This is a genomic window from Deinococcus metalli (genome assembly GCF_014201805.1).
GTDB lineage: Bacteria > Deinococcota > Deinococci > Deinococcales > Deinococcaceae > Deinococcus > Deinococcus metalli.
The window spans coordinates 1-25722 of record NZ_JACHFK010000003.1; the positions used below are offsets into that span (position 1 = coordinate 1).

Here is a 25722-nt window from a genome sequence, read left to right on the forward strand (position 1 = left end):
CGCGTTCACGGCACGACGCGTGAACGCCCGGTGGATCGACTGCACCAGGAACAGTCGGCCCTGACACCCATCCCACCGATCGACACCATCGCGGTGTTTCTGCGAGAACCCCGCAAGGTCAGCTGGGACAGCTTCGTGTCGTATGCCGGCAATTTCTATGGCGTGCCCTGGTCATATGCCGGTCAGGGCGTCGACGTGCAGGCTGATCAGGTCACGGTGCAGATCTTCAGCGGTGGATGTCGCATCGCCGTGCATTCCCGGTCGGCGCAGCGTGGCGCGCGATTCGTGGTGGATCGCCAGTACGACGGCATGCCGGCGGGTGGTGCGGCCGCCCGACGTGGCCCGCACCTGGCCTATCAGCAAGAAGCGCTGTCGGACGTGCAGGTCGAGCAGCGCCCCCTGGCGGAATACGCCGCGTTGGTGGCCATTCAGGACAGTGTCACGCTGGACGAGGTGCTGGCCGACGTGTTCCGGGAGGGGTCGGCATGATCTCGGTGGAGCGCTGCCGGGATGACCTGGAGCGACTGGGCTTGCCGCATGCGGCAAGCCTGCTGGACAGTCGACTGGACGCGGCCGCCAAGAAGGAACTCCCGTATGCGGAGTTCCTGGCGGATCTGCTGCGGATCGAGGTCAACGCCCGGGATGAACATGGCCGGGCCCGCCGGCTGAAACTCGCGAAACTGCCTTTTGACCGGCGGCTGGACAGCTTCGACTTCGCCTTTCAGCCGAGTGTGGACAAGCGGCTGATCAAGGAGCTGGGTACGCTGTCGTTCGCCGTTGACGGCCAGAACGTGATCCTACTGGGGCCGCCTGGAGTCGGAAAGACGCACCTGGCCGTCGGATTGTGTGTCAACGCCATCGAGCAGGGAGAGAGCGTGTTGTTCACGCGGGCCGGTCAGTTGATGGAGGACCTGCGCCGAGCGCAGGCCCTGAACCGGCTGGAGCAGCGGTTGCGCTTCTACCTGAAACCGAAGGTGCTGGTCGTCGACGAATTCGGCGTGTGGCCCTATGACCGCCTGGCGGCAAATGCCCTATTTGGGCTGGTCGCGGCGCGCTATGAGCGTGGGAGTGTGATCCTGACATCCAACAAAGGGTTCGGTGACTGGGGCGAGGTGCTGGGCGACCCGGTGGTGGCGAGCGCCATCCTGGATCGGCTGCTGCACCACAGCCACGTGTTGAACATCAAAGGCGAATCGTACCGGCTGCGGGAGAAGAAGAAATCTGGGTTGTTCCCGAGCACGTTGGTGGGGCTGAGCCCCACCAGTCAGGAGGTGAACCGGAAATGACAGCAGGCTGGGTGGTCAAATTTAACCCGCCGAAAGTGGTCAATTTTAAGTCGCCGTTGACAGAGCAAACGACTGAAAATCGTTGGGTCGCCGGTTCAAGTCCGGCCCTGGCCACCAAGAACAAGGAACCTCCGACTCAGTCGGAGGTTCTTGTTCGTTTTGAGCTCGGGTCTGCCCAAAGATCAGGGTGCATAAGTGACTGCATAGTGGTCGGATCGCACGCTCTCAGACAGGGCGAACACGGGAAACCCACGCTCGTCGGGCAACACGAGTCGGCTCCGACGGACGAGACTGTGCCATAGGGCCTGCCGGTCATCCGGCTGGACGAGCCCAGCCCTCCATATAAATGAGGCGGGGACCGCCCGCACGCCGTGCCAAACGGCCACCACGCCGTTCGGGTTGCAGGGTTGGCCGAGGAGGGCCAGGAACGCATGACAGCGCTCGCCGGTATGGGAGTCGCCTGCGAACGTAGCTCAGGTAACTCGCAGCGGCCAGTGGTAGGGCAGGGGAGGCCGCCCGCCTTGGGGGGGAGCGGTGGGCCGGAAGCAGGCCGAAGACTTGCGGCCAATCCGCCGATTTCTGGCTCAGTCTTCGACTATGTAGCCCTTCAGGCGCCGTGGCGCTGTCCTGGACCTCACAGGTTTGAAGGACACGCCCACAGTCGGAAGGACATCTGGGTACGCCGCGCAGGTGTACGGCGTGGAGGAGAAATGAAAAAACCCCATCCTTGCAGACGGGGTCTTGTCTACTGGCTCGGCAGGTTGGGGTCGAACCAACGACCGTCCGATTAACAGTCGGATGCTCTGCCACTGAGCTACTGCCGATCAGGGTGGCACGCCGTTTTCAGGCGCAGGAGGGAGAGTAGCATGCGGCCCGGACGCGCGCAAGACCCGCCCCTGAAGTCACGGTCGCTGCTCAGGCCTGGGCGCCGCCCGGCATGATCGTGCCCGGCGTGACGCCCAGGCGCCGCAGCGCCTCGGCCCACTGCTGCTCAGGCGGCACGTCCCACAGCAGGTCCGGCGTGTCCTGCTCCACCCACACCCACGCGCCCTCGCGTGCCTCCTCGGCCAGCTGCCCGGCGCTCCAGCCCGCGTAACCCAGCACCAGGCGGTAGGGCTGCCCCTGGGCCATCACGGTGCGCAGCACTTCCAGGCTGGAACTCACCATCAGGCCGTCCACCACATGCACCTCGCCGTCCAGGCCCACCGGGTCGCGGTACAGGCACCAGCCCAGCGTCGGGTCGACCGGGCCGCCCAGCCACCCGGGCTGCTCGTGCCCAGGCGCGTCGGCCATCAGCTCGGACACACTCTGCGGCAGGGGTGCGTTCACGATCAGACCCATGGCCCCACTCTTGTCGTGCTCCAGCAGCAGGATCACGGTGCCCTCGAACGTCTCGCCGTGCATGTGGGGACTGGCGACCAGAAAGGTGATGGGCCCGCTCATGCCGCCCAGGATAGACCGTGGGAGCAGGTGCAGAAAGCGGGGTCCGCGCCGATGTGGCACTTCATCCCGCGTGCAGACGAATCCAATCTGTGCTGTGGAAAGACCGGTGCGGATGTTCACCGGTTCGCTCGGTGTCTCGCACACTCGCTTCGCCCAGGGTCGCCGGCTCATCCCACGGCCGTGTCAGTAGGTGATGGTGCGGGTGATGGTCTCGAAGGGCCGATCCTGGACACGGCCCGTCTGCGTGATCCAGTTGCCGTGGTCGTCGTAGGTCCATGTCCAGCGTTCCTGCACGTCACCCAGGTCCGCGAACTGCAGGCTGGTCACCCGTCCGGCCGCGTCGGTGGTGTAGGTCTGCCGCACGACGAGCTGGTTGCCCTGCGTGGCCTCGCTCCCCGTCAGGTGACCGTCGCTGCCGTAGACATAGGTGGTCACGACTGGAGTGGTGTCTCCATTCGTTCCAGGCGCGGAACTGCTGGACTCGGTGGTCACGAGCCGGCCCTGCAGGTCCACGGTGGCCACGCGGGTGAAGCGGATGGTGCCCGCCAGCGTGACCCGTTCAGAGGTCTGCCGGCTGCGCGCGGAGTAGGTGCAGCTCACCTGGAGTTTGACGGCGGAGAGCGTGTCGTTCTCGAAGACGCCCGTGAGCGTGCTCAGGCGGCCGAGCGTGTCGAAGGTGGCGGTGATGGGACGTGCCGGGGTCAGAAGCACCTTGTCGATGGTCAGCTCGCTCTTGCCAGCCAGGAGCGCCGTCAGGGCGTCGGAGGCCCGCTGGTAGGTCCCGCGCACGGTGTTCTGCTGGAGCGCACCGAACCGCCACACGCTCTGGGTGGCCCCGCCCTGCACGCTGCGGTGCACCTGCACGGGCCGTCCCGCCTGGAAGGTGGAGGTGCGGGTGCTAAGGGCTGGCGGAGCGTCGGGCTGGCCCTGCATCCACCGGGTCGAGGTCTCCACGACCACCCGCGGCTGTCCGGCGAACGTCTGGAACACGGCGCGTTCCTCACCGGGAGCGTCGAAACAGAAGGCGGCCTGGGCACTGGAGGCCGCGCACAGGAGAACGCAGAGCACGGAGCGCATCGTTCGGCAGTCTAGGGGACGGGCGCAGGGAGCAGCACGCACAACCCCCACCGCAGAGGGTGGGGGTCGGTCGAGGAGATCGGGGTTATGCGCTGGCGCCGGCGCCGCGCCGCGACGTGCGGCGTTTGGTGGGGGGCACCACCGCCGCGCTGCCGTCACGCGGGGTTTCCAAGGCCTTTAGGCCGCCGACCAGGGCGACGCTGAGCACCTCGTCCACGGTCTCACAGGGGTGGAAGGTCATGCTGGCGCGCAGGTGCGCGGGAATGTCGCGGATGTCGCCCTCGTTCGCCTTGGGCAGGATGATGTGCTTGATGCCGGCGCGCCGGGCACCCAGCACCTTCTCCTTGAGGCCGCCGATGGGCAGGTAGCGGCCCGTGAGGGTCATCTCGCCGGTCATGGCGACGTCGTGCCGGGCGGGAATGCCCGAGAGCGCACTGATCAGGCTGGTGACCATCGCTCCGCCCGCGCTGGGGCCTTCCTTGGGAATCGCGCCGGCCGGGACATGCACGTGGATCTCACTGTCGTCCACGCGGGCCTTGTCGATGTGGAAGCGCTCGGCGTTCGCCTTGATGTACGTCAGCGCCGCTCTGGCCGATTCCTTCATCACGTCACCGAGCTGCCCGGTGAGCACCAGACCCTTGCCGGGGCTGATCGAGGTCTCGACGAACAGGATGTCCCCGCCGACTGGCGTGTAGAACATGCCGGTCGACACGCCGACCATGTCCTCCTTGTTCTCCGTTTCCGGGCTGTGGCGCGACTGGCCCAGGTAGCGGTCGAGCTCCTTGTCCGTGACCTTCACGCGCTTGACCTCGCCGGTGGCGATGCGGCGGGCGACCTTGCGGGCGACCGTGCCGACCTCGCGCTCCAGGTTGCGCACGCCGGCCTCGCGGGTGTAGTGCGAGATCAGCTTTTCCAGGCTGGCGTCCGTGAAGGTGATCTGGTTGGACTTCAGGCCGTTCGCAGTGAGCTGGCGGGGCAGCAGGTAACGCTTGGCGATCTCGAGCTTCTCCTGCTCGATGTAGGAGTTGAACTCGATGACTTCCATGCGGTCCATCAGGGCCGGGGGAATCTGCTCGGGGTAGTTCGCGGTGGCGATGAACATGACCTCACTGAGGTCGAAGGCCACGCCCAGGTAGTGGTCGGTGAAGTTCTGGTTCTGCGCCGGGTCGAGCACTTCCAGCAGCGCGGCCGAGGGATCGCCCTGGTAGCTGCTGCCCAGCTTGTCCACCTCGTCGAGCAGGATGACGGGGTTCTTGGTGCCGGCGGTGCGCAGGCCCTGCACCAGGCGGCCGGGCATCGCGCCGATGTAGGTGCGGCGGTGACCACGGATGTCGCTCTCGTCACGGGCGCCGCCCAGCGCGATGCGGACGTACTTGCGGCCCAGCGCCTTGGCGATGCTCTGCGCGATGGAGGTCTTGCCGACGCCGGGAGGGCCGGTGAACACCAGGATCGGCCCCTTGTTGACGTCCTCCGCGCTGAGTTCGCCGCGCTCTGCGCGTTCCTTACGCAGGCGCCGCACGGCCAGGAACTCCAGCACGCGGTCTTTGACCTTGTCCAGGCCATAGTGGTCGTCGTCGAGCACCTGCGCGGCCTCGGCCACGTCCAGGCGGTCTTCGCTGCGGGTGTTCCACGGCAGCTCGGTGATCCACGTGAGGTAGGTGCGGATCACGCTCGCCTCGGCCGCGTCGGGGTGCATGCGGGCCAGGCGGTTGACCTCGCGGTCCACTTCCTTCTTGATCTCGGGCTTGAGGTCCAGCGCCTCGATCTTGGCGCGGAAGGCCTCGGCCTCGTCGCCGTCCTCGCCGTCCTCACCGCCCTGGAGTTCCTTCTGGATGACCTTCATCTGCTCGCGCAGGTAGTACTCGCGCTGGTTCTTGTCGATCTCTTCCTTGACCTGCGCGCGGATCTTGGCCTGCACGGCCTGCACTTCCTGCTCGGTGTCGAGCAGCGTGAGCAGCTTGCGGATGCGGGCGGTGACGTTCGAGGCTTCCAGCAGCGCCTGCTTGTCCTCGAGCTTGAAATCGAGGTTGAAGGCGATGTGGTCGGCCATCTCGCCGATGTCGTCCTTGCCGTTGATGGTCTGCACGGCCTCGGCGTTGAGCTTGCCGCCCGAGACGATCAGCTCGAACTTCTCCTTGAGTTCACGGCTCAGCGCCTGGAGTTCCACGGCCTTGTCGGGCGCGGCGTCCAGCGGGGTGATGTCGGCACGCAGGTAGTCGCCGCGGGTGTAGCCGCTGGCCTTAACGCGGGCCACGGCGGACACCAGCATCTGCACGGTGCCGTCGGGGTTCTTGCGCACGCGCAGCACGTTGCACGCGGTGCCGATGTCGTACAGGTCGCTGCCCTGCGGGTCGTCCACGTCCTTGTCGCGCTGCGACACGATCAGGATGACCTTCTCGCCGGCAAGGGCCGCCTCGATGGCGTTGATGGACAGAGACCGGCTGGCGTCGATGTGCTGCACCATGGTCGGGTAGATCACGCTGCCACGCACCGGGCAGACAGGGACGTTTTTGGGGAGACTGACACTCTCGGTGGGCATTGCGGACTCCTTTCGCCCAGGTGGTGCTCTGGTCGGGTTGCCGGTTTGGAAAATGAAGCGCTTTACCGGCGAACTTGAGTGCGAGTATATCAAGTTTAGTGGAATGGAGCAAGCAACCCTGCCCCCTCCGCCAACCGGCCTACTTCCCGTGTCTCACGCTGAAAGTCTACGCCCGGGCACCTGACAGCAACCTCACGCAAGCTGACGAAGGGTTCACCGAGGCGAGGGCCGACCCCGCTCCGCGATACTGCGCGTCATGCCCCGCGTGCACTTCCGTATTTCCCACCGTTCGCCCGCTCGGCCCCCCGGCACCCTGTTCCTGACCGGCGACCACCGCGCGTGGAGCAGCGACCCCGCGGGCTGGACCTTCGGCCCGGACGGCACGCTGGACGCCGAACTGCCGGACGGCACCCTGCTGGGTGTCAAGGTGCGCTGCGTGGCCCCGGACGGCACCGTCACCGAGGAAGGCGACGCGTGGGGCGGCCGCGCCCCCGCCCACACCGTCGTCGTGCGCGGCGACACCGAGGTGCGGCTGGACGTGGCCGGGTGGCAGGACGGAGGAGAAGGACGCAGCCGCCCCGCCCGCAGCCTTCCACCCACCGCTGAGCTGATCCTGACCGCGCCGTGGGGTGAGCAGCCCGTGCGGTTGTGGGAGCCCTCGGGCGCGTCCGGAACGCTGCCGCTGCTGATCCTCCATGACGGCCAGAATGTGTTCGACGAGGGGCCAAGTTTCGCCGGCGAGAGCTGGGACGCCGCCGGGGCCGCGCAGGCCCTCGCGGACGCCGGGCACCCCCTGCGGATCGCCGCGTTGCCCGTGAACGAGGAGCGCAGCCGCCGCTACGTCCCGTTCCCCTTCGAGTTGAACGGCCACCGGCCCGGCGCGGACGAGTACTGCAACTGGATCCGGGATGTGCTGCGCCCCGCTCTGGCCGCCCGCTGGGGCGACACGCCACCCGCGCAGACCACGCTGGCCGGGTCCTCCTTCGGTGGCCTGATCACGCTGTATGCCGGACTGCGCGATCCGGACGCCTACGGCACGCTGGGTGTCTTCAGCCCCGCCGTGTGGCCCGCCGACTTCGAGCTGCTGCGCTGGATGGAGGGCCGCTCAGCTCCCCGCGCCCGCGTGTGGCTCGACATGGGCGACCACGAGGGCGGCAGCCTCCAGGGCGCGGCCGAGGTGGTGCAGCTCACCCATGACCTCGCCGCGCGGCTGCGGCCCCACGTGCAGGACGTGCGCGTCACCATCGGCGCGGGCCACTGGCACGACGAGGCCGCGTGGCGCGCGAGGTTCCCTGCCTTCCTGCGCTGGTGGCTGCGGGCGGACGCTACGCCAGCGTCACGTTCAGCCGCTGCACGCCGCGCAGCACCGGATTCGGCTTGAAGGGCGGGTCCGTGTCCGTCACCGTCAGGTCCGGAAAGCGTGTGGCCAGCGCAGCGAAGGTCTCCGAGATCTCCAGCCGCGCCAAGCTGGCCCCCAGACAGTAGTGCGGCCCCGCCGCGAAGGCCAGGTGTCGCCCCGCGTTCGGCCGCTCCCAGTCGATGCGGCCGGGATCCGGGAAGACCTCCGGGTCGCGGTTCGCGGCGCCCAGCATGAGCTGCGCGAAGCTGCCGGCCGCCAGCGTCACGTCGCCCACCGTAACCGGCCCGCCCAGGCCGCGCCCGTCGAACTGCACGGGGGAGACCACCCGCAGCAGCTCGTCCGCCACGCCGCCGTGCCGGGGCTGCTCGACCAGGGCGGCCCACGCCTCCGGCTGCCTCGACAGTTCCAGCAGGCCGCCGGGAATCAGGTTGCTGGTCGTCTCGTGCCCGGCTGTCAGGAGCAGCACCGCGTTCGACAGCAGCTCGTCGCCACTCAGCTTCTCGCCCCCGTCCTGGGCCGCCGCGAGGGCCGAGAGCAGGCCCGGCTGCGGGCGCGCGCGCAGGTCGTCCGCCAGGCCCGCGAAGAAGGCGCGCATCTCGCGGGCGTCCGCGTCGATCCGGGCCATCAGCTCGGGCGAGTTCTCCGACCCGGCCAGCAGGTCCGCCACGCTCTGCGACCAGCGCACGAAGCGCGCCTCGTCCTCGCCGCCCAGGCCCAGCATGCCCATGATCACCCGCGCCGGCAGCGGGTTGGACACGTCCGCCACGATATCCCCGCCGCCCCGCGCCGCCAGCTTCGTCAGCAGGTCGTCGAGCAGTGACCGCACCAGTTCCCGCTGCTCCTCGACCACGCGGGGCGTGAAGGCCGCGCTGACCAGCCCGCGCAGCCGCTGGTGAGACAGCCCGTTGTGGAACAGCATCATCGAGCGCAGGAGCTGCACTCCGTCCGACGCGGGCGCGTCCGGCCCCGGCATGCCCGAGCCGCTCAGCGCATGGGCCGAGCGCAGCACCGCCGAACACGACGCGTGCCCGCTCAGGAACACCCCCGGCCACTCCGGGAAGGCCCCCTCCAGCACGCCCTGCGTACTCAGCGCCCGCACGCGCTCGTAGCCGGGATACGGATCCGGCACGGCGTCCGGATGCCACAGGGCCTGGACGGCCGCCTGCACGTCGGTCATGGTCTCGGGGAGCGTCATGCCCCAGCGTGCGCCCCGCTCTACTCGACCGCCAAGTCCGTGCGTCGAGTAGAGTGCCCCCATGCCGGAAACGTGGCAGCGCGTGACCGACCCCGCCAGCGTGAAGCTGTTCCTGGACAGCGCCATGATGGGCACCCTCGAACACCTGATGCTGGGCGAGCACAGCGCCTCCAGCCTCGCCCGCACCCTGCACGCGCCGCTGAATGCCGTGCACCACCGCGTCCGCCGCCTCGTCGCCGCCGGCCTCGCCGCCGAAACCCGCACGGAGCCCCGGCGGGGCCGGCCGATCCGCTATTACCGCGCCACCTCCGACGCTTACCTCGTCCCGTACGACGCGACGCCCCTGACCTCCGTGGAAGACCTGGTGGGCCTGCACGAGACCGGCTTCGCCCGGCGCTTTCTGAGCGCCGTCGTGGCCGCCGGCCGCACCCTGGTCGTGAACGAGCGCGACATCGGCCTGCGCGTGTTCCGTGACGGCAGCACGGTCAGCGTGGACATCACGCCCCGCGCGGGCGAATTCACCCTGGACGAGTTTCTCGCGCCGGACTCGCCGGTGCTGCTGCTGAACTGGGGTGAGCTGCGGCTGACCCGCGAGGATGCCAAGGCCATGCAGCGGGAACTGCACACGCTGCACGCGCGGTATGCGGCGCGCAGCGGGCCGGAACGGTACCTGTTTCGGCTGGGGCTGACTCGGGATTTGCAGGAGTAGGTGGTGGGCGCCTGCGGAGGGCTTCCCCACCCCCCAGCCCCCTACCCCAGACTCGAAGAGCTGCGCAGCAGAGGGGCAGGGGGAGAGCGCTGCGCTGGGCATGTGGTCGCCACGTCGTTCAGGCTGGCCTGATATGGGGGTTCGTTGGCGTGGGGCCGCGTGCTTGCCTCGGGCGTTGTCGCCGTCAGCGCCCGCGCGCTGCGCGCACGATGGCTTTCGGTCAGGTGATCGGTGGGACGCTTCAGTTTTAAAGGCATCCATTCCTCTGCGAAGGACTTGTAGAGCGGCTTGCAGAGGCTGGGAATGGCGTCAACCTCTGTTTCCCAAGCCCGAAAAACTTGGTCCGTGGTCAGGGCGATTCTGCTTGTTCTGCGGGGCTCGCTTCCAGAAAGTCGGTGACCACGCGGTTGAGCAGCCACCAGCCCTGCGGGGTGGCGCGCAGGCGGTCGCCGTCGAGGGTCAGCAGGCCGCGGGCGACGTTCGCGTTGATGGGAGCGGCGTAGGCCGCGCGCACGTCCAAGCCGCTGCGGCGGGACAGGTCGGCCACGTCGAGGCCTTCGCGCAGCCTCAGACCCATGAACAGCGCGTCCGTGACGTACTCGTGCGCGTCGATAGGATCGTCCTCGCCCGCTGCGCCGGCCAGCCACTCGTGCAGGTGCGGATTCGTGCGCCGGGTGGTGAGGATGCGGCTGCCGCCGGCCGCCGGGTAGTGGCCCGCCGCGCCCGGTCCCAGGCCCAGGTACGTCCGGCCGTGCCAGTACGAGAGGTTGTGCTGGGACTGCTGTCCGGGACGGGCGTAGTTGCTGATCTCGTAGCGGGTGAAGCCGTGCTCGCCCAGCAGCGCCTCGGTGCGCTCGAAGCCGCGCCGCTCGTCGTCCTCGTCCACCGTCACGCCCCGGCGGGCGAACTCGGTGCCGGGCTCGATGGTCAGGGTGTACGCGCTGACATGGCCCACGCCCAGCTCGACCAAGCCGCGGATGTCGCCGTCCAGGGGCTGCCCCGGCACGGCGGTGATCAGGTCGCCGCTGACCCGGAAGGCGGTGTCCACCAGCGTCGTCACCGCGTCTCGGGCCTGGCGCGCGTCGTGCTGGCGGCCCAGGAAGCGCAGGGTGGCGTCGTCGAGGCTCTGCACGCCCACGCTGGCCCGGTCCAGGCCCAGGTCGCGCCACAGCGCCGCGCGGTCCGCGCTGACGGTGCCGGGGTTCACCTCCAGGGTGTTCTCCACGCGGCCCCAGCCCAGGTGCCGCCGCACGCTGCCCACCAGCGCCGACAGTTCCGCGTCCCGCAGGAAGCTGGGCGTGCCGCCGCCCAGGTACACGGTGTCCAGGGCGACGTCGTGGGTGTCGGCCAGCCGCGCGGCCTCCTCGTCCAGTTTCGCCAGGTACGCCTCGACCAGCCCGGCCCGGCGCGTCAGCACGTGGAAGTCGCAGTACGGGCAGATGCTCGGGCAGAAGGGCACGTGCACGTACAGGTGCCGCACCGTGGGGTCGAGGACAGGGGCCACGCTCACGCGCGGAAGTCTACGCGTCCCCGCCGCGCGCCGGGGCGAGGGACCTTCCTTTCCGGCGGGCGCTCAGTTCACGCGGTCCAGGATCAGCGCCTCGGGGGCGGGCGCGTCCGGGCCCACGCTCAGGCCCTCGGCCAGCAGGGCCAGCGCGGCGTCCAGGCCGCGGCCGCCCCGGTGATACACGCGCATCACGGCCTCGCCCACCGTGACGGCCTCACCGGGCTTCTTCAGCAGTTCCACGCCCACACCGTGGTCGATAGCCTCGCCCTTGCGTTCTCGGCCACCGCCCAGGGCCAGGACCGCCCGGCCCACCGACAGGGCGTCGATGCGCTGCACGTACCCGGCCGCAGGCGCGGGCACGTCCGCCCGGCCGGGCGCCACGTCGAACCGCGACGGATCGTCCACGTAGGTGGGGTCGCCGCCCTGCGCGGCCACGAACGCCCGGAACTTCGCCAGGGCCGAGCCGCCCCGCAGGGTCGCCCGCGCCCGCGTTTCCGCCTGCGCGCTGTCCTCGCCCTGCGCTGCCAGGGCCTCCACCGCCAGGGCCACGCACAGTTCGGTCAGGTCGTGGGGGCCGTGTCCACGCAGCGTGTCCAGGGCCTCGATCACCTCCACGCTGTTGCCGGCCATGTGGCCCAGCGGGGTGTCCATGTCAGTCAGCACGGCCCGCACCTGCCGCCCGGCGCGGGTGCCGATGTCCACCATCGCCCGCGCCAGGCCCCGGCCGTCCTCCAGCGTCCGCATGAATGCGCCCGCGCCCACCTTGACGTCCAGCACCACGGTGTGCGCGCCCGACGCGAGCTTCTTGCTCATGATGGAGCTGGCGATCAGCGGCAGGCAGTCCACGGTGGCCGTCACGTCCCGCAGGGCATACAGCTTGCCGTCCGCCGGCGCGAGGTCCTTGCTCTGCCCGACCAGGCTCAGGCCGATGCCCCGCGCCTGCGAGGTGAAGCGCTCCTCGCTCAGCTCGCTGGTCCACCCGGGAATGCTCTCCAGTTTGTCGATGGTGCCGCCGGTGTGCGCCAGCCCCCGCCCGCTCATCTTGGCGACCGTGAGCCCCAGCGCCGCCAGCATGGGCGTGAGGATCAGGCTGGTCTTGTCGCCCACCCCGCCGGTCGAGTGCTTGTCCACCGTGCGCGGCAGCTCTCCCAGGTCCATCAGGTCGCCGGACTCGGCCATCACCATCGTCAGGTCCGCCGTCTCCTGCGGCGTCATGCCGCGCAGGTACACGGCCATCAGCCACGCGCTGACCTGGTAGTCCGGCACGTCGCCGCGCGTGTAGCCCAGGATCAGCGCCTCCAGCTCGGCGCGTGGGTGCGCCTCGCCGTCACGCTTCTTGCGGATCAGGTCGGGAATGCTCGCAGGAGTCATGGCGCAGTGTAAGCGGGCGGCCGGCGGTCACGACACCCGGGCCACTGCGTCACGCCCCGTCCGGCACCCAGCCGGTCAGCCGGGCGAGCTGCGCGGCCAGCGCGTCCAGGGTGCGCCCGTCGGTCGGAACGCGGTGCACCCACGCGGGCGCCTCCTGCTCCAGCAGGGCGCGGCGCGGCCGGTTGCGCTCCAGATGTGCGGCCAGCGACGCGGCGGACTCGCGCTGCCGCAGGCGCTCCAGCATCGTGTCGTCACTCACGTCGAGCAGCACGGCGGTCACGTGCGGCGAGTCGCCCATCGCCGCCGCGAGCCTGTCCGTCTCCAGCACGCTCATCACGTTCGTGTAGATCACGCGCCGGTAGCCCAGCGCGCGGTAATTGGTCCACAGCGCCCGCAGGTTGGTCGCGGCCAGCCCATGCTCCCACGGGGGCGGCCACGCCAGATCCAGCGTGTCGCCCTCAATGACGGCGTGTTTGACCTGCCGGGCCGAGAGCAGCTCGTGCAGCGCCGACGCGACGCTGGTCTTGCCGCTGCCCGCCCGGCCGCCGAGGAACAGCACCTCGCTGCGGGGCTCAGTCACCCGTGGCGTCACCGGCCGCGGCCTCACCGCTCGTCCAGCCCCCCTTCTTGTGCGTGCCGTCGCAGTAGGGCTTGTTTCCGCTGTGGCCGCAGCGGCACAGCGCGGCGCGCACGTCCTTCTTCTCGCCGGCCGGCGTGTGGATCACGAGGTTCCCGGCGATCATCAGCGGGCCGTCGGGGCTGGGGGTGATGGTGGTGGGATCCTGCGGCACTTCGGCCTCCTGGGTGTCCAGCACGTAATGCAGCGCGCCCGTGGGGCACGTCCGGACGATGGCCGCGATCGCCTGCGCGCCGGCGTTCGCGGGCTGGATCCACGGGCGCCGGGCGGGATCGAAGACGTCCGGCAGGCCGCGCACGCAGTTGGCGACGTGCAGGCAGCGCCGGGCGTCGTAGTACACGGTGATGCCCTCGCCGGTGTAGGCCCGGCCCTGCGCCAGATCGTCGTTGCCGGGCCGGGAAGCGGGATGGGTCATACGGCAGTGTACGGCCGCCGCGTCGGGGGACCGCGGCGGCCGACGGCGCCGGCCTACCGGTATCTGCTGAGGTTGACCGGCATGCGGAAGGTCTTGCCGGTCGCGTCCGTGAAGCTCAGGGTGCCGCTCGCGGCCTCCAGTCCGGCGGGAATCACGTAGCGGGTGGTGACGGTGCCGATGTACCGCAGGCCGATCTCGCCGACCGTGCGCGGGTACTGCGACAGCGAGGTGTCCGACAGGTCGCGGCTGGCGGGACGCAGGGTGCGGCCACCCAGCGTGAACGTCAGGGCGCTGATGCCCTTCAGGAAATCCTGGTCGTCCGGCGACGAGCCGTGCGCGAACACAATGAATGCCACCTGGTGGTCCGGCAACTGCGCCTGCTCGCGTGCCTGCGCGGGCGTGATGGGATCGTCTCCGATCTTGTGCACGAACACCTGGTAGCGTGTGCGCTCGAAGGGCGTGGCAATGGTCACGGCGTCCACGTCGCCGTTGGCGGCCACTAGCCGCAGGTTGTCCTCGACGGCGTACAGGGTGTATGGCCGCACCGGGTAGCCGGAGTCCGCGCTCTGTGCCAGGCGCTGCGCCTGCGCGGCCGCCTCCTGGAGCTGCGCGCTGCTCAGGCTGGGCACGTAGGCCAGGGCGGGCGCGCCGCTCAGCACGGCCAGCAGGGCACTCAGGCGTCTGAGGCGCACCGGCGTCATTCCTTGGGCACGCCGAACACAAAGATGGTTGCGGCGCCCGTGGTGCTCCAGATGCTGCGCGACGCGTTTCCGGACGCCACGGCCACGTACTGCTGGCCACCCACGGCGTACGTGACGATCCCGCCGCCGATCGAGCCGCCGGTGCGGAAGCGGTACAGCGTGGCGCCGTCCTTGGCGTTCAGGGCGTAGAAGTCGCCGTTCTGGTCGCCGGTGAACACCACGCCGCCGGCCGTGGGCGTGATTCCGGAGATCATCGGGGTGGGCATCTTCTTCTGCCACGCGGGCTTGCCGGTCGCGGCGTTGTACGCGCGCACCCAGCCGCGGGCGTCCTTCACGGGGTCGAAGGTGCCGGTGCCGCCGAAGTAGAAGCTGCCGTCCACGTAGCGCGTTTCACCGATCTTGTAGGTCGCGCACCAGTCCACCGAGTTCACGTACAGCATGCCTGCCGTGGGGTCGAGCGCCGGGCCGTTCCACTCCACGCCGCCCAGCGTGCCGGGGCAGTCGCGCCTGCCCGTGAGGCTCACGGCCTTGTCGGCGTTCAGGTGGGTGGTGGTCTCCTCCTTGGCGAAGAGTTTTTTGGTGTCGCGGTCGTAGAAGTAGATCCAGCCGCCCTTGTTCGCCACGGTCATGATCTTCTTGCCGCCCGCCTCGTACAGCACCGGCGACGCGGCGGTGTCCCAGTCGTGCGTGTCGTGGGGAATCTGCTGGGCGTACCAGTCGAGCTTGCCGGTCTTGCCGTCCAGCACCACCACCGAGTCGGTGTACAGGTTCGCGCCGGGGCGCAGGCCGCCGTTCAGGTCCGGCGCCGGGTTGCCGATGCTCACGTACAGCTGGTTGCTGGCGGCGTCCAGCGTGAGGGTCGTCCACAGCGAGCCGCCGCCGTGCTCGGCCCCCTTTTGCCACGTCTCGGCGCCGGGTTCCTTGCCGGTGGGAATCACGTTGAAGGTCCACACGCGCTTGCCGGTCTTGGCATCGAAGGCGTAGATGTGGCCGTTGGCGCCCCAGTCGGCGCCGGCCTCGCCCATGTACACCAGACCGTTCGCGGCGGCGGGCGCGGCCGACAGGAAGTAGCCCTTGGCGCTGTCGGCCACCCAGGTGTCCCACAGGGTCGCGCCGGTCTTGGCGTCCAGCGCGAGCAGGTGCCCGTCGGTGGTGCCGCGGAACAGCATGCCGCCGTACAGCGCGACGCCGCGGTTGGTGTTGAAGGGCTCCGGGCCCTTGGGCGTGTACGTGGAGGTCCACAGCTTGGTGCAGGTGTCGGCGTTCAGGGCGATGGTCGCGTGCGCCGTGGTGATGTACATCTTGCCCTGGTACACGACCGGGCCGACCTGGAACGCGCCCACCTCGCCCACCTGGAACACGCACTTGACGCCCAGCTTGGAGGCGTTGTCGGCGGTGATGCCGCTCAGCGGGGAGTAGCGCTGACCGTCGAAGGTGCGGTTGTACATCGGCCAGTCGCCGTCGGCGGGGTTCAGGAGGTCCGCGTTCGTCGGGGCGCTCGTGCTGGCCGCCTTCACGGTCATCATGGCGCGCGGCAGGGTGCCAGCGGCGGGCGCGGCCGAGCCGGAACTGGAAGCGCCGGGCGTGGACGACCCGGTGGGCCGCGCCAGCGCCACCTTCAGGTCACTGGCCTTCAGGGCCGCACTGCCGGCCGCGTAGCCGTTCTTCGACAGGATGAACGCGGTCACGTCGAGGTACTGCTGGGCGCTCAGGCTGCCGGGTTTGTTGAGCGGCATCTGCTGCGAGATGATGGCATACAGGTCGGAAAGCTGGTGGCTGCCCCCGGTCCACTTGGTCAGGAAGGACGTACCGGACAGCGCTGGTCCTGCGCCCCCCTGGAGCTGAGCCCCGTGGCACGACGCGCAGTTGCCGGTGTAGACCTGCGCGCCGCTGCTGGCCTGCGCGGCCGTGAAGGGCGGGCCGCCCATCGGCGTGGCGGCCAGCGCGACCGAGATCGCGAGCAGCGCGCTGCCGCCGGCCAGGGTGTAGGGAAGTAGGGAGCGGCGATCCGGGGTGGCCTTCATGCTCTTCCTCCTCGTGCATGGGTGACGAGTCGTGGAACGCGCGCTGGGCGGCGTCCTGAAGGATGTGACGTCCCTGAGATACCACCGCGCTCTGTCGGATTCATCAAATTAAAGCGACCATGAATACGATTCGGCCGCTTGTCCCGACTGGATGGCCACGCAGCGGTTCTGGAGGTCCGCGAACTCCTGGAGCAGCGCCGGCGGGCCGTCCACCCGCACGCTGCACTCCAGGCCCAGCAGGAAGGCGGCGAACGAGCGCAGGTTGTCGCGCCGCGTGCGCAGCCGCGTGCCGCCCGCCTCCGGGGTCAGGTCGGTGTGCCACCCGGACACCGCGCCGCGCAGGGCCTCCGGCGGGGCCTCCAGCCACACGCTCACTTCGTGCGCGGCCGGCTCGGGCATCGCCTCGCGCAGGTACGCGACCGCGTCGAAGTCCGGCGGGGGCGTGAAGGTCTCGTCCAGCACCGCCACGTCCTGCATGCGGTCGAGCCGGAACGAGCGCAGCGCCGCGCGCAGGTGGCACCACCCGACCGCGTACCAGCGGCCGTCCACGTGCACCACGCGGTAGATGTCCGCGCGGCGGGTGGTGGCCCGCTCGGACCTGGCGGTGTACGTGAACTCCACGGCGCACGCGCCGCGCACCGCGCGCAGCAGATCCGCCAGCAGCGCCGCGTCGGTGCCTACCACCCACGGCGAGGCGTCCAGCTGCACGCTGAGTTCCAGCGCCTGCACGTCGGCGCGCAGCGCGTGCGGCAGGGTGCGCGCCAGCTTCGCCCCGGCCCCCTGCGCGGCGGGCGCCAGGGCGTGCAGGCCCAGGTGCGTCAGGGCGCGCAGGCCCAGCGCCAGGGCCAGCGCCTCCTCGCCCGTGAACATCAGGGGCGGCAGCTGGAAGCCGGGTCTCAGGCGGTACGCGCCGCCCACGCCCCGGCGGCCCTCGACCGGAATACCCAGGTCCTGCAGCCGCGCCACGTAGCGCTGCACGGTGCGCGGGCTGACCTCCAGGCGCCGCGCGAGTTCCGCGCCCGAGACCTCCTCGCGCGCCTGGAGCAGTTCCAGCACGGTCAGCACCCGCATGGAGGGGTCGTACATGCACCGAGTGTAGGCCGAATTGACGACATGTCCTGACGGGAATGCCGATTACGCTATGGGCAGATTCGAACCGGATCTGTTCATCCCACAGGAGGCACCCGCATGACGACCACGACCACTCCGTCCATCCTGACCCTCGACGCCCTGCTCACGCACTGGCAGGGCCACCGTGGCCTGACCCGCCGCGTGATCGAGGCCTTTCCCGAGGGTCAGCTGTTCACCTTCAGCGTGGGCGGCATGCGGCCCTTCGGGGAACTCGCGTGGGAGGTGTACGGCGTCACCGGCTACAACCTCCAGGGCCTGACCACCGACGACTGGAGCTGGAACCCGCCCGAGGCCGCGCCGCCCCACGACCGCGCCGCGCTGCTGGCCGCGTGGGACGCCCAGACCCCGCAGCTGGACGCCGCCGTGCCGGGCATTGACCCCGCGTGGTTCGTCGTGCCGCAGACGATGGCGTGGGGCACCATGGCGCCGCTGCACAGCGTCCTGTACGGCATCGACAACGAGATCCACCACCGCGCACAGGGCTACGTGTACCTGCGCGCCCTGGGCATCACGCCGCCCGCGTTCTACGAGCGCTGAGCGCCGTGTGTGCCCTGCGCGTGCCCGCCAGCGTGCTCGTTCCCCACTGGCTCGGTCACCGCCACGTGACCCGGCGCGTGATCGCCGCGTTCCCGGAGGATCAGCTGTTCACGTACCGCCCCACCGAGACCCTGCGCCCGTTCGGTGAGATGGCGTGGGAGCTGCACGGTCAGACCGCGTACACCCTGCGCGGCCTGCTGCACGGCGAGTGGAGCCGGCCCACGTGGCCCCCGCTGCCGGGCACCGACCGCGCGGCGCTGCTGAGCGCGTGGGACGAACAGACCCGCGTGATCGAGACCGGCGTGCCCGGCGTGCCGGAGGAGCGCTACGGCGAGACCGTGACGATCCCGTGGGGGGAGATGCTGACCTTCACCGCCGTGATCGGCGCGATTGATAACGAGATCCACCACCGGGGGCAGGGCATGGTCTATCTGCGCGAGATGGGCACGGCGCCCCCGGCCTTCTGGGAGCGCGCGTGAGCGCCCTCACCGGCTACCACGACACCCTGATCGCCACCGCGCCGGACAGCGCGGCGACGGGCGGCGTGGTGCCGGCGCGGGGCGTGGCGGCGTACCAGTACGCTCTGCTCTGCGCGCGGCCCTTCTCGCTGACGCAGGCGGACGTGCTGTTCCTCACCGCGCACCGGGACACGCCGGGCGACCCGGCCGACGTGCGCGCCGTCCGCTGGGACGCCTTCTTCGCCCAGCCCCGCGCGTGCCTGCGCGCGTCGCCGCTGCCCAAGACGCACGGCTGGGGCCTGCACTTCGACGCGCGGGGCCGGGTCGCGCTCGTGGACAGCGCCGCGCCGGAGTACCGTCGGCTCATGGACGATCCCCACACCCGCGTCGTGCCCGCCCTGCGTTCCGCCCGCCCCCGGAGCGAACCGTGAGCGCCCACGGCACCTTCTCCATCCGCATGACCCCGCACGCGCCGCAGGAGGCGTCCAGCCCGGACATCGGCCGGCTGCACTTCGACAAGGACTGGGCCGGCGACCTGGAGGGCCGCAGCCAGGGTGAGATGCTGTCCTTCGGGAACCCTGCTGGCGGCACCGCGTCGTACGTGGTGCTGGAGGTCTTCACCGGCTCGCTGCACGGCCGGGCCGGCGCCTTCGCGTTCCGGCAGGTGGGCGACATGCACGCCGGGGAGGTCACCCTGACCTACGAGGTCGTGCCGCACTCCGGCAGCGGTGACCTGCGCGGTCTGGGCGGCACCCTGACCCTGACCCGCGAGGGCGGCGCGCACGTGTACGTCCTCGACCACACCCTGCCGGAGGCGACCCCATGACCGACACGACCCTGCTGCTCGAATCCTTCCGCCGCAACGGTCGCGTGAACGCCCACCTGCTGGATGACCTGACCGACGCCGATCTCGCCCTCTCGGACGGCAGGGGCGGCATGACCGTGGCCCGGCTGCTCTCCCACATGGGCGTGTCCCGTGGCGGGTGGCTGGCCGAGATGTCCCCGGAACACGTGGCCTCCACCGTGGCGATCACCGGCACGACACCCATCTGGAACTGGCACGCGGATGACCTCGCCGCGATCCGCGCTCTGCTGGAGGCCGGGGACGAGGCCGCCATCCAGGCCGTGCAGGCGCATGCGGCCAGCGGCGAACCCTTTGCGGACCCGCACGGCGTGGGCACCTTCCCATCCAACCCCGCGCTGTTCCTGCTGTACATGATCGTCCACGATGCCAACCACCGCGGCCAGATCGTTGCCCTGCTGCGTCAGGCCGGAGCCTCGAAGGAACGCCTCGACCATCTGGAAGACGGGTGGAACCTGTGGCGCGCATGACCACGCCTGCACCCCATTCAACGGAGATCCCATGACCGACACGACCCTGCTGCTCGAATCCTTCCGCCGCAACGCCCGCGTGAACGCCGTCCTGCTGGAGGCCCTGCGTCCCGAGGACTACGACCTCAGCGACGGCCGGGGCGGGCAGACCGTCGCGCAGATCCTGCGGCACATGGCCGGCTTCCGGGTGGGCTGGCTGTGGAACATCTCGCGCGAGCACGCCATGCCGCTGCTCGACCCCACCCAGAAAGACGCCGAGGGCGACCCCATGTGGCGCTGGCAGGGCAAGGCCCCGAATGAACTCGCGGGCGCGTTCACCGAGGGCGACGCGGCCGCCGTGGTTGCCGTGCAGAGCGCCCTGGACGAGGGACGCACCTTTCCCGATCCCTGGAACGAGGGCACGTACCAGAGCAGTCCCGCGCACTTCCTGCAACACACCATCGTGCACGACAGCCACCACCGCGGGCAGATCATGACCCTGCTGCGGGAGGGCGGGCGTAGCGCGGAGGACATGGACGCCCTGGACGGACACTGGGCCATCTGGCGCGAGTGAGACCGGCTGCGCGGTGCTGAGGCTGCACGGCGCGCAGCCGGTGCCCTGCCCCGATTTCACCCGGAACTGTCGGAGGCGCGGCGCCTTTCATGCGGCGTCCATGTGCGCGGCGCACGGTGGCCTGGGCTGTCCGCGGCCCGGGAGGTGCGCCATGTCCCTGAACACGCTGAGAGTCGTCAAGTCCGCCCGCCGTTCCCCCACCCTCGAGGCCCGGTTCCAGCGCTTCTCCCGCGCCATCGCGGATTTCACCGGCACGTCCGCGTCCTTTGCCGCCGCCGTGCTGGTGCTGGTCGTGTGGGCGCTGACCGGCCCGGTGTTCCACTTCTCGGACGGGTGGCAGCTGGTCGTCAACACCGGCACCACCATCGTGACGTTCCTGATGGTGTTCCTGATCCAGAACGCGCAGAACGAGGACACCCGCGAGCTGCACGCCAAGCTGGACGCTGTGCTGGCCGAACTGCGCGTGGAGCGCGGCATGGTGCACGACCCGGAACTCCTGACCCTGAGCCCCGACGAGATCATCGAGGACGTGCGCGCCGGCGAGGACTGAGCACGGGCGGGGCGCTCTAGCATGGCGGCGTGCCCACCCTGACCCTGTCCCTGCTGCCGCAGACGTTCGCGGTCTGCCGCCTCGCGCCCGACGCGCCGCTGGGTGTGCCCGGCGGCGCCCTTTCCAGCGTCACCCGCACTGCCGACGAACTGTCCGTGGTGTGCGAGGAGCACCTCGCTCCGGCGGGCGCGCGCGCCGAGGGCGGGTGGGCGGCCCTGAAACTGCACGGGCCGTTCGCGTTCACCCTCACCGGCATCCTGGCCGCCGTACTGAACCCGTTAAGGGGCGCGGACGTGGGCATCTTCGCGATCAGCACCTTCGACACCGACTACGTGCTGGTCAAGCGCGAGAAGCTGGACGCGGCCCTGCGTGCCCTGCGCGCCGCCGGTCACACCATCCTGGGCGACGCCGTGGTGGACGCGGCGGAGCGGGAATGAAGCTGGTGCTCGCCCGGCACGGCGAGAGTGCCGGGAACGTCGCGCAGGTGTTCCGGGGGCCGGACAGCCAGCACGACGGCCTCACGGACGCCGGGCACGCGCAGGCCCGCGCGCTGGGACGGCACCTCGCCACGCTGGCGCTGCCCGGCCCGCGCGTGTACGCCAGCACGTACCGCCGTGCCCAGGACACCGCGCAGGCCGTCGCGGGCGCGCTCGGCACGGACGTGACGGTGCTGGACGGCGTGCACGAGGTCGACTGCGGCGCGTGGGTGGGCCGCGCCTACGCCGACATGCGCACCCACCGCGGCGAGGTGCTCGGCCCGGACGGCTGCCCCGCGTTTCCCGGCGGCGAGTCGGGACCGGGCGTCGCCGCGCGCTTCCGCGCCGCCCTCACGCCGCTGCTCGCGCCCGGACGCACGCCCATCGTCGTGTCGCACGGCTTCGCGCTGAGCGCCGCCTTGATCGACCTGCTCGGCGCCGACCCGGCCGCCGCGTGGGCCGACGACCGCTACCACCACGGCAACGCCGCGTACACGCTGCTGTCGCGTGAGAACGGCGCGTGGCACGTCGAAACCCTCGCGGCGCAGGGCTGAACACCCAGAGGGCTGCGCCCGCAGGCACTATCCTGCCCGCATGAAGCAGAAGCTCTCGACTCTGGTGGCGCAGGCGCGCGGCGGCCGGGTGATCCGCACCCCATTCATCGAGGCCGACGAGATCGACCGCCGTTTTCTGAACGACGAGGAGGTGCGCCACCGCATCGCCGGCGGTTTCCCCGACGCCCGGCGCGTGATCCTGACCCTGCACCCGGCCCACATTCCCGAGGTGGACGCCGGCGTCAGCGTGTACCGCATCCACCCCGAGGACGCCGCGCCGGCGTGGGACACCCAGGACTTCACCGTGCAGCTCCGGCGCCTGGAACTCGACGAGGAGCAGCTCGGGGACGTCCGCGAGGAGCGCGGCGCGTTCCTGGTCGCCGCGACCGGCAAGGCCGCACAGACCCTCGAATCGCTCACCGAACTCGGCGGCCGGCACGTGGACGTGGAGGAGATCGGCGAGAGCGCCGGCAAGGGCAGCAAGGTGCGCGAGGTCGTGGTGCCCAGCATGCGCGTGGACGTGGTGGGCGCCAAGGGCTTCGGCGTGAGCCGCGCGTACTTCCAGCAGGGCATCGACGGCGGCAAGGTCCGCCTGAACGGCGCTCCGGCGCGCGCCAGCAGCGAGATCCGCGAGGGCGACAGCCTGTCCGCCGAGGGGCTGGGGCGCATCGACTTCCGGCGCGTGCTGAACGAGACGCGGCGCGGCAACTACAAAGTCGAACTCGACGTGCACAAGTAGCGGGCACCGTGATCGACCTCACTGCCCGCCACCCACCCCCCGACCCGCAGGGCCTCCTCGCCGGCCTCACCCCCAGCGCCCGCTTCCAGAACGTCCGCTTCGACACATACCGGCCCAACCCGTCGTACGCCAGCCAGCAGGAGGCCCGCGCCAGCCTCCAGGCCTTCCTGAAGGGCGCGCAGGTGCGCCCCGGCGGCTTCCGGCTGTTCCGCCGCGCCAAGCCCGAGGGCCGCGGCCTGTACCTCGACGGCGGCTTCGGCGTCGGCAAGACCCACCTGCTCGCCAGCACGTACTTCGCCGCCGAGGGCGAACGGGCGCTGATGAGCTTCCAGGACCTGATGTACCTCATCGGCGCGCTCGGTATGACCGGCGCCGTCCAGGCGTTCCGGGGCCACGACCTGCTGCTGATCGACGAATTCGAACTCGACGACCCCGGCAACACCCACATGGCGAACACCTTCCTGGGCCAGTTGATGCCCGCCGGCACCAGCGTGGTCGCCACCAGCAACACCGAACCCGGCGCGCTGGGTCAGGGCCGCTTCAATGCCGCCGACTTCCAGCGGCAGATCCAGGGCATCGCTGACCGTTTCGACACCCACCGCATCGACGGCCCGGACTACCGGCAGCGCGGCACTGCCCCGGCCGATGTCCTGGCCCCCGCCGAATTCGCGGCGTGGCAGGCCCGGCAGGACGAGCGGACCCTCGCCGTCATCCCGCACCGTGACCTGAACCGGCACCTGCTGGCCGTGCATCCCAGCCGCTTTTCCCAGCTGCTGGAGGGCGTCGGGGCCGTCGGCATCACCGAGTTGGGGGCCATGCCCGATCAGAACGTCGCCCTGCGCTTCGTGCACTTCGTCGACAAGCTGTACGACCTCGGGCTGCCCGCCGCGTTCACCGGGGCGCCGCTGGGGAAGCTGTTCAGCGAGACGTACCGGCATGGGGCGTATGCGAAGAAGTACAGCCGGTGCCTGTCTCGGGTGTCGGAGATGGTGTGGGAGGCTCGGGGGGGCGGGTAGGCGTCGCGGCCGGCCCCACCCCCCAGCCCCCTACCCCAGACTCGGAGAGCTGCGCAGCAGAGGGGCAGGGGGAGCGGCGCTGCGCTAGGCAGGTGGTCGCCATCTCATTCGGATTGGCCTGACACGAGGTTTCGTTGGCGTGGGGCTTCGTCCTTGCCTCGTGCGTTGTCGCCGTCACCGCCCGCGCGCTTTGCGCACGATGGCTTTCGGTTAGGCGCACGGTGGGACGCTTCGGCTTTGGACTCCCTCTCTCCAGGGGAGAGGGCCGGGGTGAGGGGTTCCCTCTACGCGATGCCTCGGCGGCCGCGTTTTTCAGCTTCGATGGCGCGCTGGAGTTCCTGGATCTGTTTGAGCATGCCGAGCTGTTCGGCGGGGGCGGCGCTGCCGAGCTGGGTCTTGAGGAGGTTCACCTCGGCGCGCATCGAGTCGATGCTCATGGTGACCTGGATGTCGTCCACGGCGGTGGCGGCGTAAGCGCCGCGTTTCTGGTCGAACTGCTCGGTGCCCTGGCGGGAGATGGTGCCGGCGTCGCGGCCCTCGAACATCAGGCGGATCAGGAGCTGTTCCTCGGGCTGGCCGCGGAACACGTCCAGAATGTCGTCGGGGCCGCTGGCGCCTTGGAGGGCGAGCATCACCTTGCGCACGGATTCGTTGCGCCACGGCATGGTGCCGTCGAGCTTGGCGTGCAGGGTGGGATCGACCAGCAGTTGCCGCAGCAGCGCCAGCTCGCGGTCTTCCTCGCTGCGGGCGGTGCTCATGCCGGCGAGGTGCGTGTCGGTCAGCTGGCGGCGCTTGGCCTTGGAGCCGATCCATTCCAGCAGCGCCTCGGGCTTGATGCCCAGGGTCTCGCACGCGGCGGCGCGCACGCCCTCGGCGATCTCGTCCAGGGGGTCGAGGTTCTGCATGCGCGGCAGCAGTTCCATCAGGATGCGGCGTTTGCCCTCGGTGGTGGCCGTGCCGTGCTTCTCGATGGCCGCCTGCACGCGGTAGCGCACCTCGTCCAGCCCGCCGGACAGGGCGTCGCGCAGCGCGGCGTCGTCGCCGGCGAGCAGGGCGTCGGCGGGGTCCTTGCCGCTGGGGACGCTGGTGGCGCGCACCCGGAACTTGGCGCCGACCACCTGATCCAGCCCCGACAGGGTGGCTTTCAGGCCGGCCTCGTCCTGGTCGAACAGCAGGGTGACGTTGCGGGCGCCCAGGCGTTCGAGCAGCAGGGCGTGCTCGGCGGTCAGGGCGGTGCCCAGGGACGCCACCGCGCCGGTGAAGCCGTGCTGGTGCATGGTGATGACGTCCATGTACCCCTCCACCACGACCAGTTCGGCGCTGGCGTCCTTGAGGGTGCCGCGGGCCTTGTCCAGGCCGTACAGCAGCTCGCCTTTGCGGAAGGCCTCGGTCTCCGGGGTGTTCAGGTACTTGGGCTTGCTGTCGTCCAGCACGCGGCCGCCGAAACCCACCAGGCGGCCCAGGTGGTCGCGGATGGGGAACATCACGCGCGCGCGGAAGCGGTCGTAGATGCGGCCGTTCTCGGGGTTCTCGGTCAGCAGCCCGGCGTCCAGCAGCTGTTTCTCGGTCACGCCCTTGGTGCGGGCGTGCTTGAGCAGGCCGTCCCAGCCGTCCGGCGCGTAGCCGAGTTCAAAGGCGGCGATGGTCTCGTCGCTCAGGCCGCGGCGGCGCAGGTAGTCCAGGGCCGGGCCTGGCAGGTGCTCGCGGAAGTAGCCCAGCGCGAAGGCGTTCACGTCGTACAGGTCGCGGCTGCTCTTCTCGCCGTACTTCGCCTCGATCTGGATGCCGGCGCGGTCCGCGAGTTTTTTCAGCGCGTCCCCGAAGGACAGGTTCTCGGTGCGCTGCACGAACGAGAACACGTCTCCGCCGGCCTTGCAGCCGAAGCAGTAGAAGTAGCCCTGTTCGGTGTCCACCTGGAAGCTGGGGCTCTTCTCGTTGTGGAAGGGGCACAGGCCCTTCATACGACCCTTCCCGGCGGGGGTGAGGCGCACGTGCTCCCCGACGATGTCCGCAATGTTCAGCCGTGCCCGGACGTCCTCCTTGGTACCCACGTGCTTCCTCACCTCCCTTCCGCCGGCCGGCCCGGCTCCCCACGACGGGGCGCCCGGCACA

Annotated in this window: 27 protein-coding genes and 2 tRNA genes; 16 read left to right on the forward strand and 13 right to left on the reverse strand. The window is 70.3% G+C overall.

Features of this window, described 5'->3' with window-relative positions:
- The 3 genes from HNQ07_RS07000 to HNQ07_RS07010 form a co-directional block, all read left to right on the forward strand.
- A partial coding sequence (locus tag HNQ07_RS07000; RefSeq protein ID WP_446333882.1) for a Mu transposase domain-containing protein occupies positions 1 to 489 on the forward strand: 489 nt, incomplete at its 5' end.
- Complete coding sequence (istB, locus tag HNQ07_RS07005) at positions 486 to 1286, forward strand: IS21-like element helper ATPase IstB (protein WP_184110254.1); 801 nt, start codon at positions 486 to 488, stop codon at positions 1284 to 1286. The genes HNQ07_RS07000 and istB, both read left to right, overlap by 4 nt.
- 5 nt (positions 1287 to 1291) lie before the next feature.
- A tRNA-Phe gene (locus HNQ07_RS07010) sits at positions 1292 to 1403 on the forward strand.
- 632 nt (positions 1404 to 2035) lie between these two features.
- On the opposite strand, the gene HNQ07_RS07015 is transcribed toward HNQ07_RS07010, so the two are convergent.
- From HNQ07_RS07015 to lon, 4 genes are all read right to left on the reverse strand, one after another.
- Positions 2036 to 2110, reverse strand: a tRNA-Asn gene (locus tag HNQ07_RS07015).
- A 91-nt stretch (positions 2111 to 2201) separates the two neighbouring features.
- Positions 2202 to 2729, reverse strand: a complete 528-nt coding sequence (locus HNQ07_RS07020; protein WP_184110255.1) for a YqgE/AlgH family protein — start codon at positions 2727 to 2729, stop codon at positions 2202 to 2204.
- A 183-nt stretch (positions 2730 to 2912) separates the two neighbouring features.
- Positions 2913 to 3806, reverse strand: a complete 894-nt coding sequence (locus HNQ07_RS07025) for a hypothetical protein (protein WP_184110256.1) — start codon at positions 3804 to 3806, stop codon at positions 2913 to 2915.
- Positions 3807 to 3891: 85 nt separating this feature from the next.
- Positions 3892 to 6345, reverse strand: a complete 2454-nt coding sequence (lon, locus tag HNQ07_RS07030; RefSeq protein ID WP_184110257.1) for an endopeptidase La — start codon at positions 6343 to 6345, stop codon at positions 3892 to 3894.
- Between the two features lie 256 nt (positions 6346 to 6601).
- Here lon and HNQ07_RS07035 point away from each other — a divergent pair, with 256 nt between their 5' ends.
- Entirely contained in the window at positions 6602 to 7726 is a 1125-nt protein-coding gene (locus HNQ07_RS07035) for an alpha/beta hydrolase (protein ID WP_184110258.1), read from the forward strand.
- Here HNQ07_RS07035 and HNQ07_RS07040 read toward each other — a convergent pair.
- Entirely contained in the window at positions 7671 to 8900 is a 1230-nt protein-coding gene (locus HNQ07_RS07040; protein ID WP_229831907.1) for a cytochrome P450, read from the reverse strand. The genes HNQ07_RS07035 and HNQ07_RS07040 overlap by 56 nt on opposite strands.
- 61 nt (positions 8901 to 8961) lie before the next feature.
- Between HNQ07_RS07040 and HNQ07_RS07045 the strand changes: the two genes are divergently transcribed.
- Complete coding sequence (locus tag HNQ07_RS07045) at positions 8962 to 9609, forward strand: ArsR/SmtB family transcription factor (protein WP_184110259.1); 648 nt, start codon at positions 8962 to 8964, stop codon at positions 9607 to 9609.
- Positions 9610 to 9958: 349 nt separating this feature from the next.
- Here HNQ07_RS07045 and hemW read toward each other — a convergent pair whose 3' ends face one another.
- The 7 genes from hemW to HNQ07_RS07080 form a co-directional block, all read right to left on the reverse strand.
- Positions 9959 to 11119: a radical SAM family heme chaperone HemW gene (gene hemW / locus HNQ07_RS07050; protein ID WP_184110260.1), complete on the reverse strand. Its 1161-nt coding sequence runs from the start codon at positions 11117 to 11119 to the stop codon at positions 9959 to 9961.
- Positions 11120 to 11182: 63 nt separating this feature from the next.
- Positions 11183 to 12487 (reverse strand): thymidine phosphorylase, encoded by a 1305-nt coding sequence (locus HNQ07_RS07055; RefSeq protein ID WP_184110261.1) that lies wholly within the window; start codon positions 12485 to 12487, stop codon positions 11183 to 11185.
- A gap of 49 nt (positions 12488 to 12536) precedes the next feature.
- A complete protein-coding gene (locus HNQ07_RS07060; RefSeq protein WP_184110262.1) occupies positions 12537 to 13067 on the reverse strand; it encodes an AAA family ATPase in 531 nt (176 codons plus the stop codon).
- Positions 13060 to 13539, reverse strand: coding sequence for a (4Fe-4S)-binding protein (locus HNQ07_RS07065; protein WP_184110263.1), 480 nt, complete (start codon positions 13537 to 13539; stop codon positions 13060 to 13062). The genes HNQ07_RS07060 and HNQ07_RS07065 overlap by 8 nt, the downstream gene beginning before the upstream one ends.
- Before the next feature lie 53 nt (positions 13540 to 13592).
- Positions 13593 to 14231 carry a hypothetical protein gene (locus HNQ07_RS07070; RefSeq protein WP_184110264.1) on the reverse strand — a complete coding sequence of 213 codons (639 nt, stop codon included), beginning with the start codon at positions 14229 to 14231 and terminating at the stop codon, positions 13593 to 13595.
- A gap of 5 nt (positions 14232 to 14236) precedes the next feature.
- Positions 14237 to 16264: an outer membrane protein assembly factor BamB family protein gene (locus tag HNQ07_RS07075; protein WP_184110265.1), complete on the reverse strand. Its 2028-nt coding sequence runs from the start codon at positions 16262 to 16264 to the stop codon at positions 14237 to 14239.
- A 108-nt stretch (positions 16265 to 16372) separates the two neighbouring features.
- A complete protein-coding gene (locus tag HNQ07_RS07080; protein ID WP_184110266.1) occupies positions 16373 to 17350 on the reverse strand; it encodes a helix-turn-helix transcriptional regulator in 978 nt (325 codons plus the stop codon).
- Positions 17351 to 17452: 102 nt separating this feature from the next.
- On the opposite strand from HNQ07_RS07080, the gene HNQ07_RS07085 reads away from it, so the two are divergent.
- The 11 genes from HNQ07_RS07085 (at position 17453) to zapE (ending at position 23610) form a co-directional block, all read left to right on the forward strand.
- Positions 17453 to 17932, forward strand: coding sequence for a DinB family protein (locus HNQ07_RS07085; RefSeq protein ID WP_184110267.1), 480 nt, complete (start codon positions 17453 to 17455; stop codon positions 17930 to 17932).
- Positions 17933 to 17937: 5 nt separating this feature from the next.
- Complete coding sequence (locus tag HNQ07_RS07090; protein WP_184110268.1) at positions 17938 to 18411, forward strand: DinB family protein; 474 nt, start codon at positions 17938 to 17940, stop codon at positions 18409 to 18411.
- Positions 18408 to 18821, forward strand: a complete 414-nt coding sequence (locus tag HNQ07_RS07095) for a DUF6157 family protein (protein WP_184110269.1) — start codon at positions 18408 to 18410, stop codon at positions 18819 to 18821. The genes HNQ07_RS07090 and HNQ07_RS07095 overlap by 4 nt, the downstream gene beginning before the upstream one ends.
- A complete protein-coding gene (locus HNQ07_RS07100) occupies positions 18818 to 19216 on the forward strand; it encodes a DUF3224 domain-containing protein (RefSeq protein ID WP_184110270.1) in 399 nt (132 codons plus the stop codon). The genes HNQ07_RS07095 and HNQ07_RS07100 overlap by 4 nt, the downstream gene beginning before the upstream one ends.
- A complete protein-coding gene (locus HNQ07_RS07105) occupies positions 19213 to 19722 on the forward strand; it encodes a DinB family protein (RefSeq protein WP_184110271.1) in 510 nt (169 codons plus the stop codon). Before HNQ07_RS07100 ends, HNQ07_RS07105 begins: the two co-directional genes overlap by 4 nt.
- A gap of 31 nt (positions 19723 to 19753) precedes the next feature.
- Positions 19754 to 20275: a DinB family protein gene (locus tag HNQ07_RS07110; protein WP_184110272.1), complete on the forward strand. Its 522-nt coding sequence runs from the start codon at positions 19754 to 19756 to the stop codon at positions 20273 to 20275.
- Between the two features lie 151 nt (positions 20276 to 20426).
- Complete coding sequence (locus HNQ07_RS07115; RefSeq protein ID WP_184110273.1) at positions 20427 to 20825, forward strand: low affinity iron permease family protein; 399 nt, start codon at positions 20427 to 20429, stop codon at positions 20823 to 20825.
- A 29-nt stretch (positions 20826 to 20854) separates the two neighbouring features.
- Positions 20855 to 21262 (forward strand): ACT domain-containing protein, encoded by a 408-nt coding sequence (locus HNQ07_RS07120; protein WP_184110274.1) that lies wholly within the window; start codon positions 20855 to 20857, stop codon positions 21260 to 21262.
- On the forward strand, positions 21259 to 21855 hold the full coding sequence (locus HNQ07_RS07125) for a histidine phosphatase family protein (protein WP_184110275.1): 597 nt from the start codon (positions 21259 to 21261) through the stop codon (positions 21853 to 21855). Before HNQ07_RS07120 ends, HNQ07_RS07125 begins: the two co-directional genes overlap by 4 nt.
- Before the next feature lie 40 nt (positions 21856 to 21895).
- Positions 21896 to 22594, forward strand: coding sequence for a S4 domain-containing protein (locus tag HNQ07_RS07130; protein ID WP_184110276.1), 699 nt, complete (start codon positions 21896 to 21898; stop codon positions 22592 to 22594).
- An 8-nt stretch (positions 22595 to 22602) separates the two neighbouring features.
- Positions 22603 to 23610 (forward strand): cell division protein ZapE, encoded by a 1008-nt coding sequence (gene zapE, locus HNQ07_RS07135; RefSeq protein ID WP_184110277.1) that lies wholly within the window; start codon positions 22603 to 22605, stop codon positions 23608 to 23610.
- Positions 23611 to 23894: 284 nt separating this feature from the next.
- Here the strand turns inward: zapE and dnaG are convergent, their stop codons facing one another.
- Complete coding sequence (dnaG, locus tag HNQ07_RS07140) at positions 23895 to 25616, reverse strand: DNA primase (RefSeq protein ID WP_229831911.1); 1722 nt, start codon at positions 25614 to 25616, stop codon at positions 23895 to 23897.
- Positions 25617 to 25722: the final 106 nt, after the last annotated feature.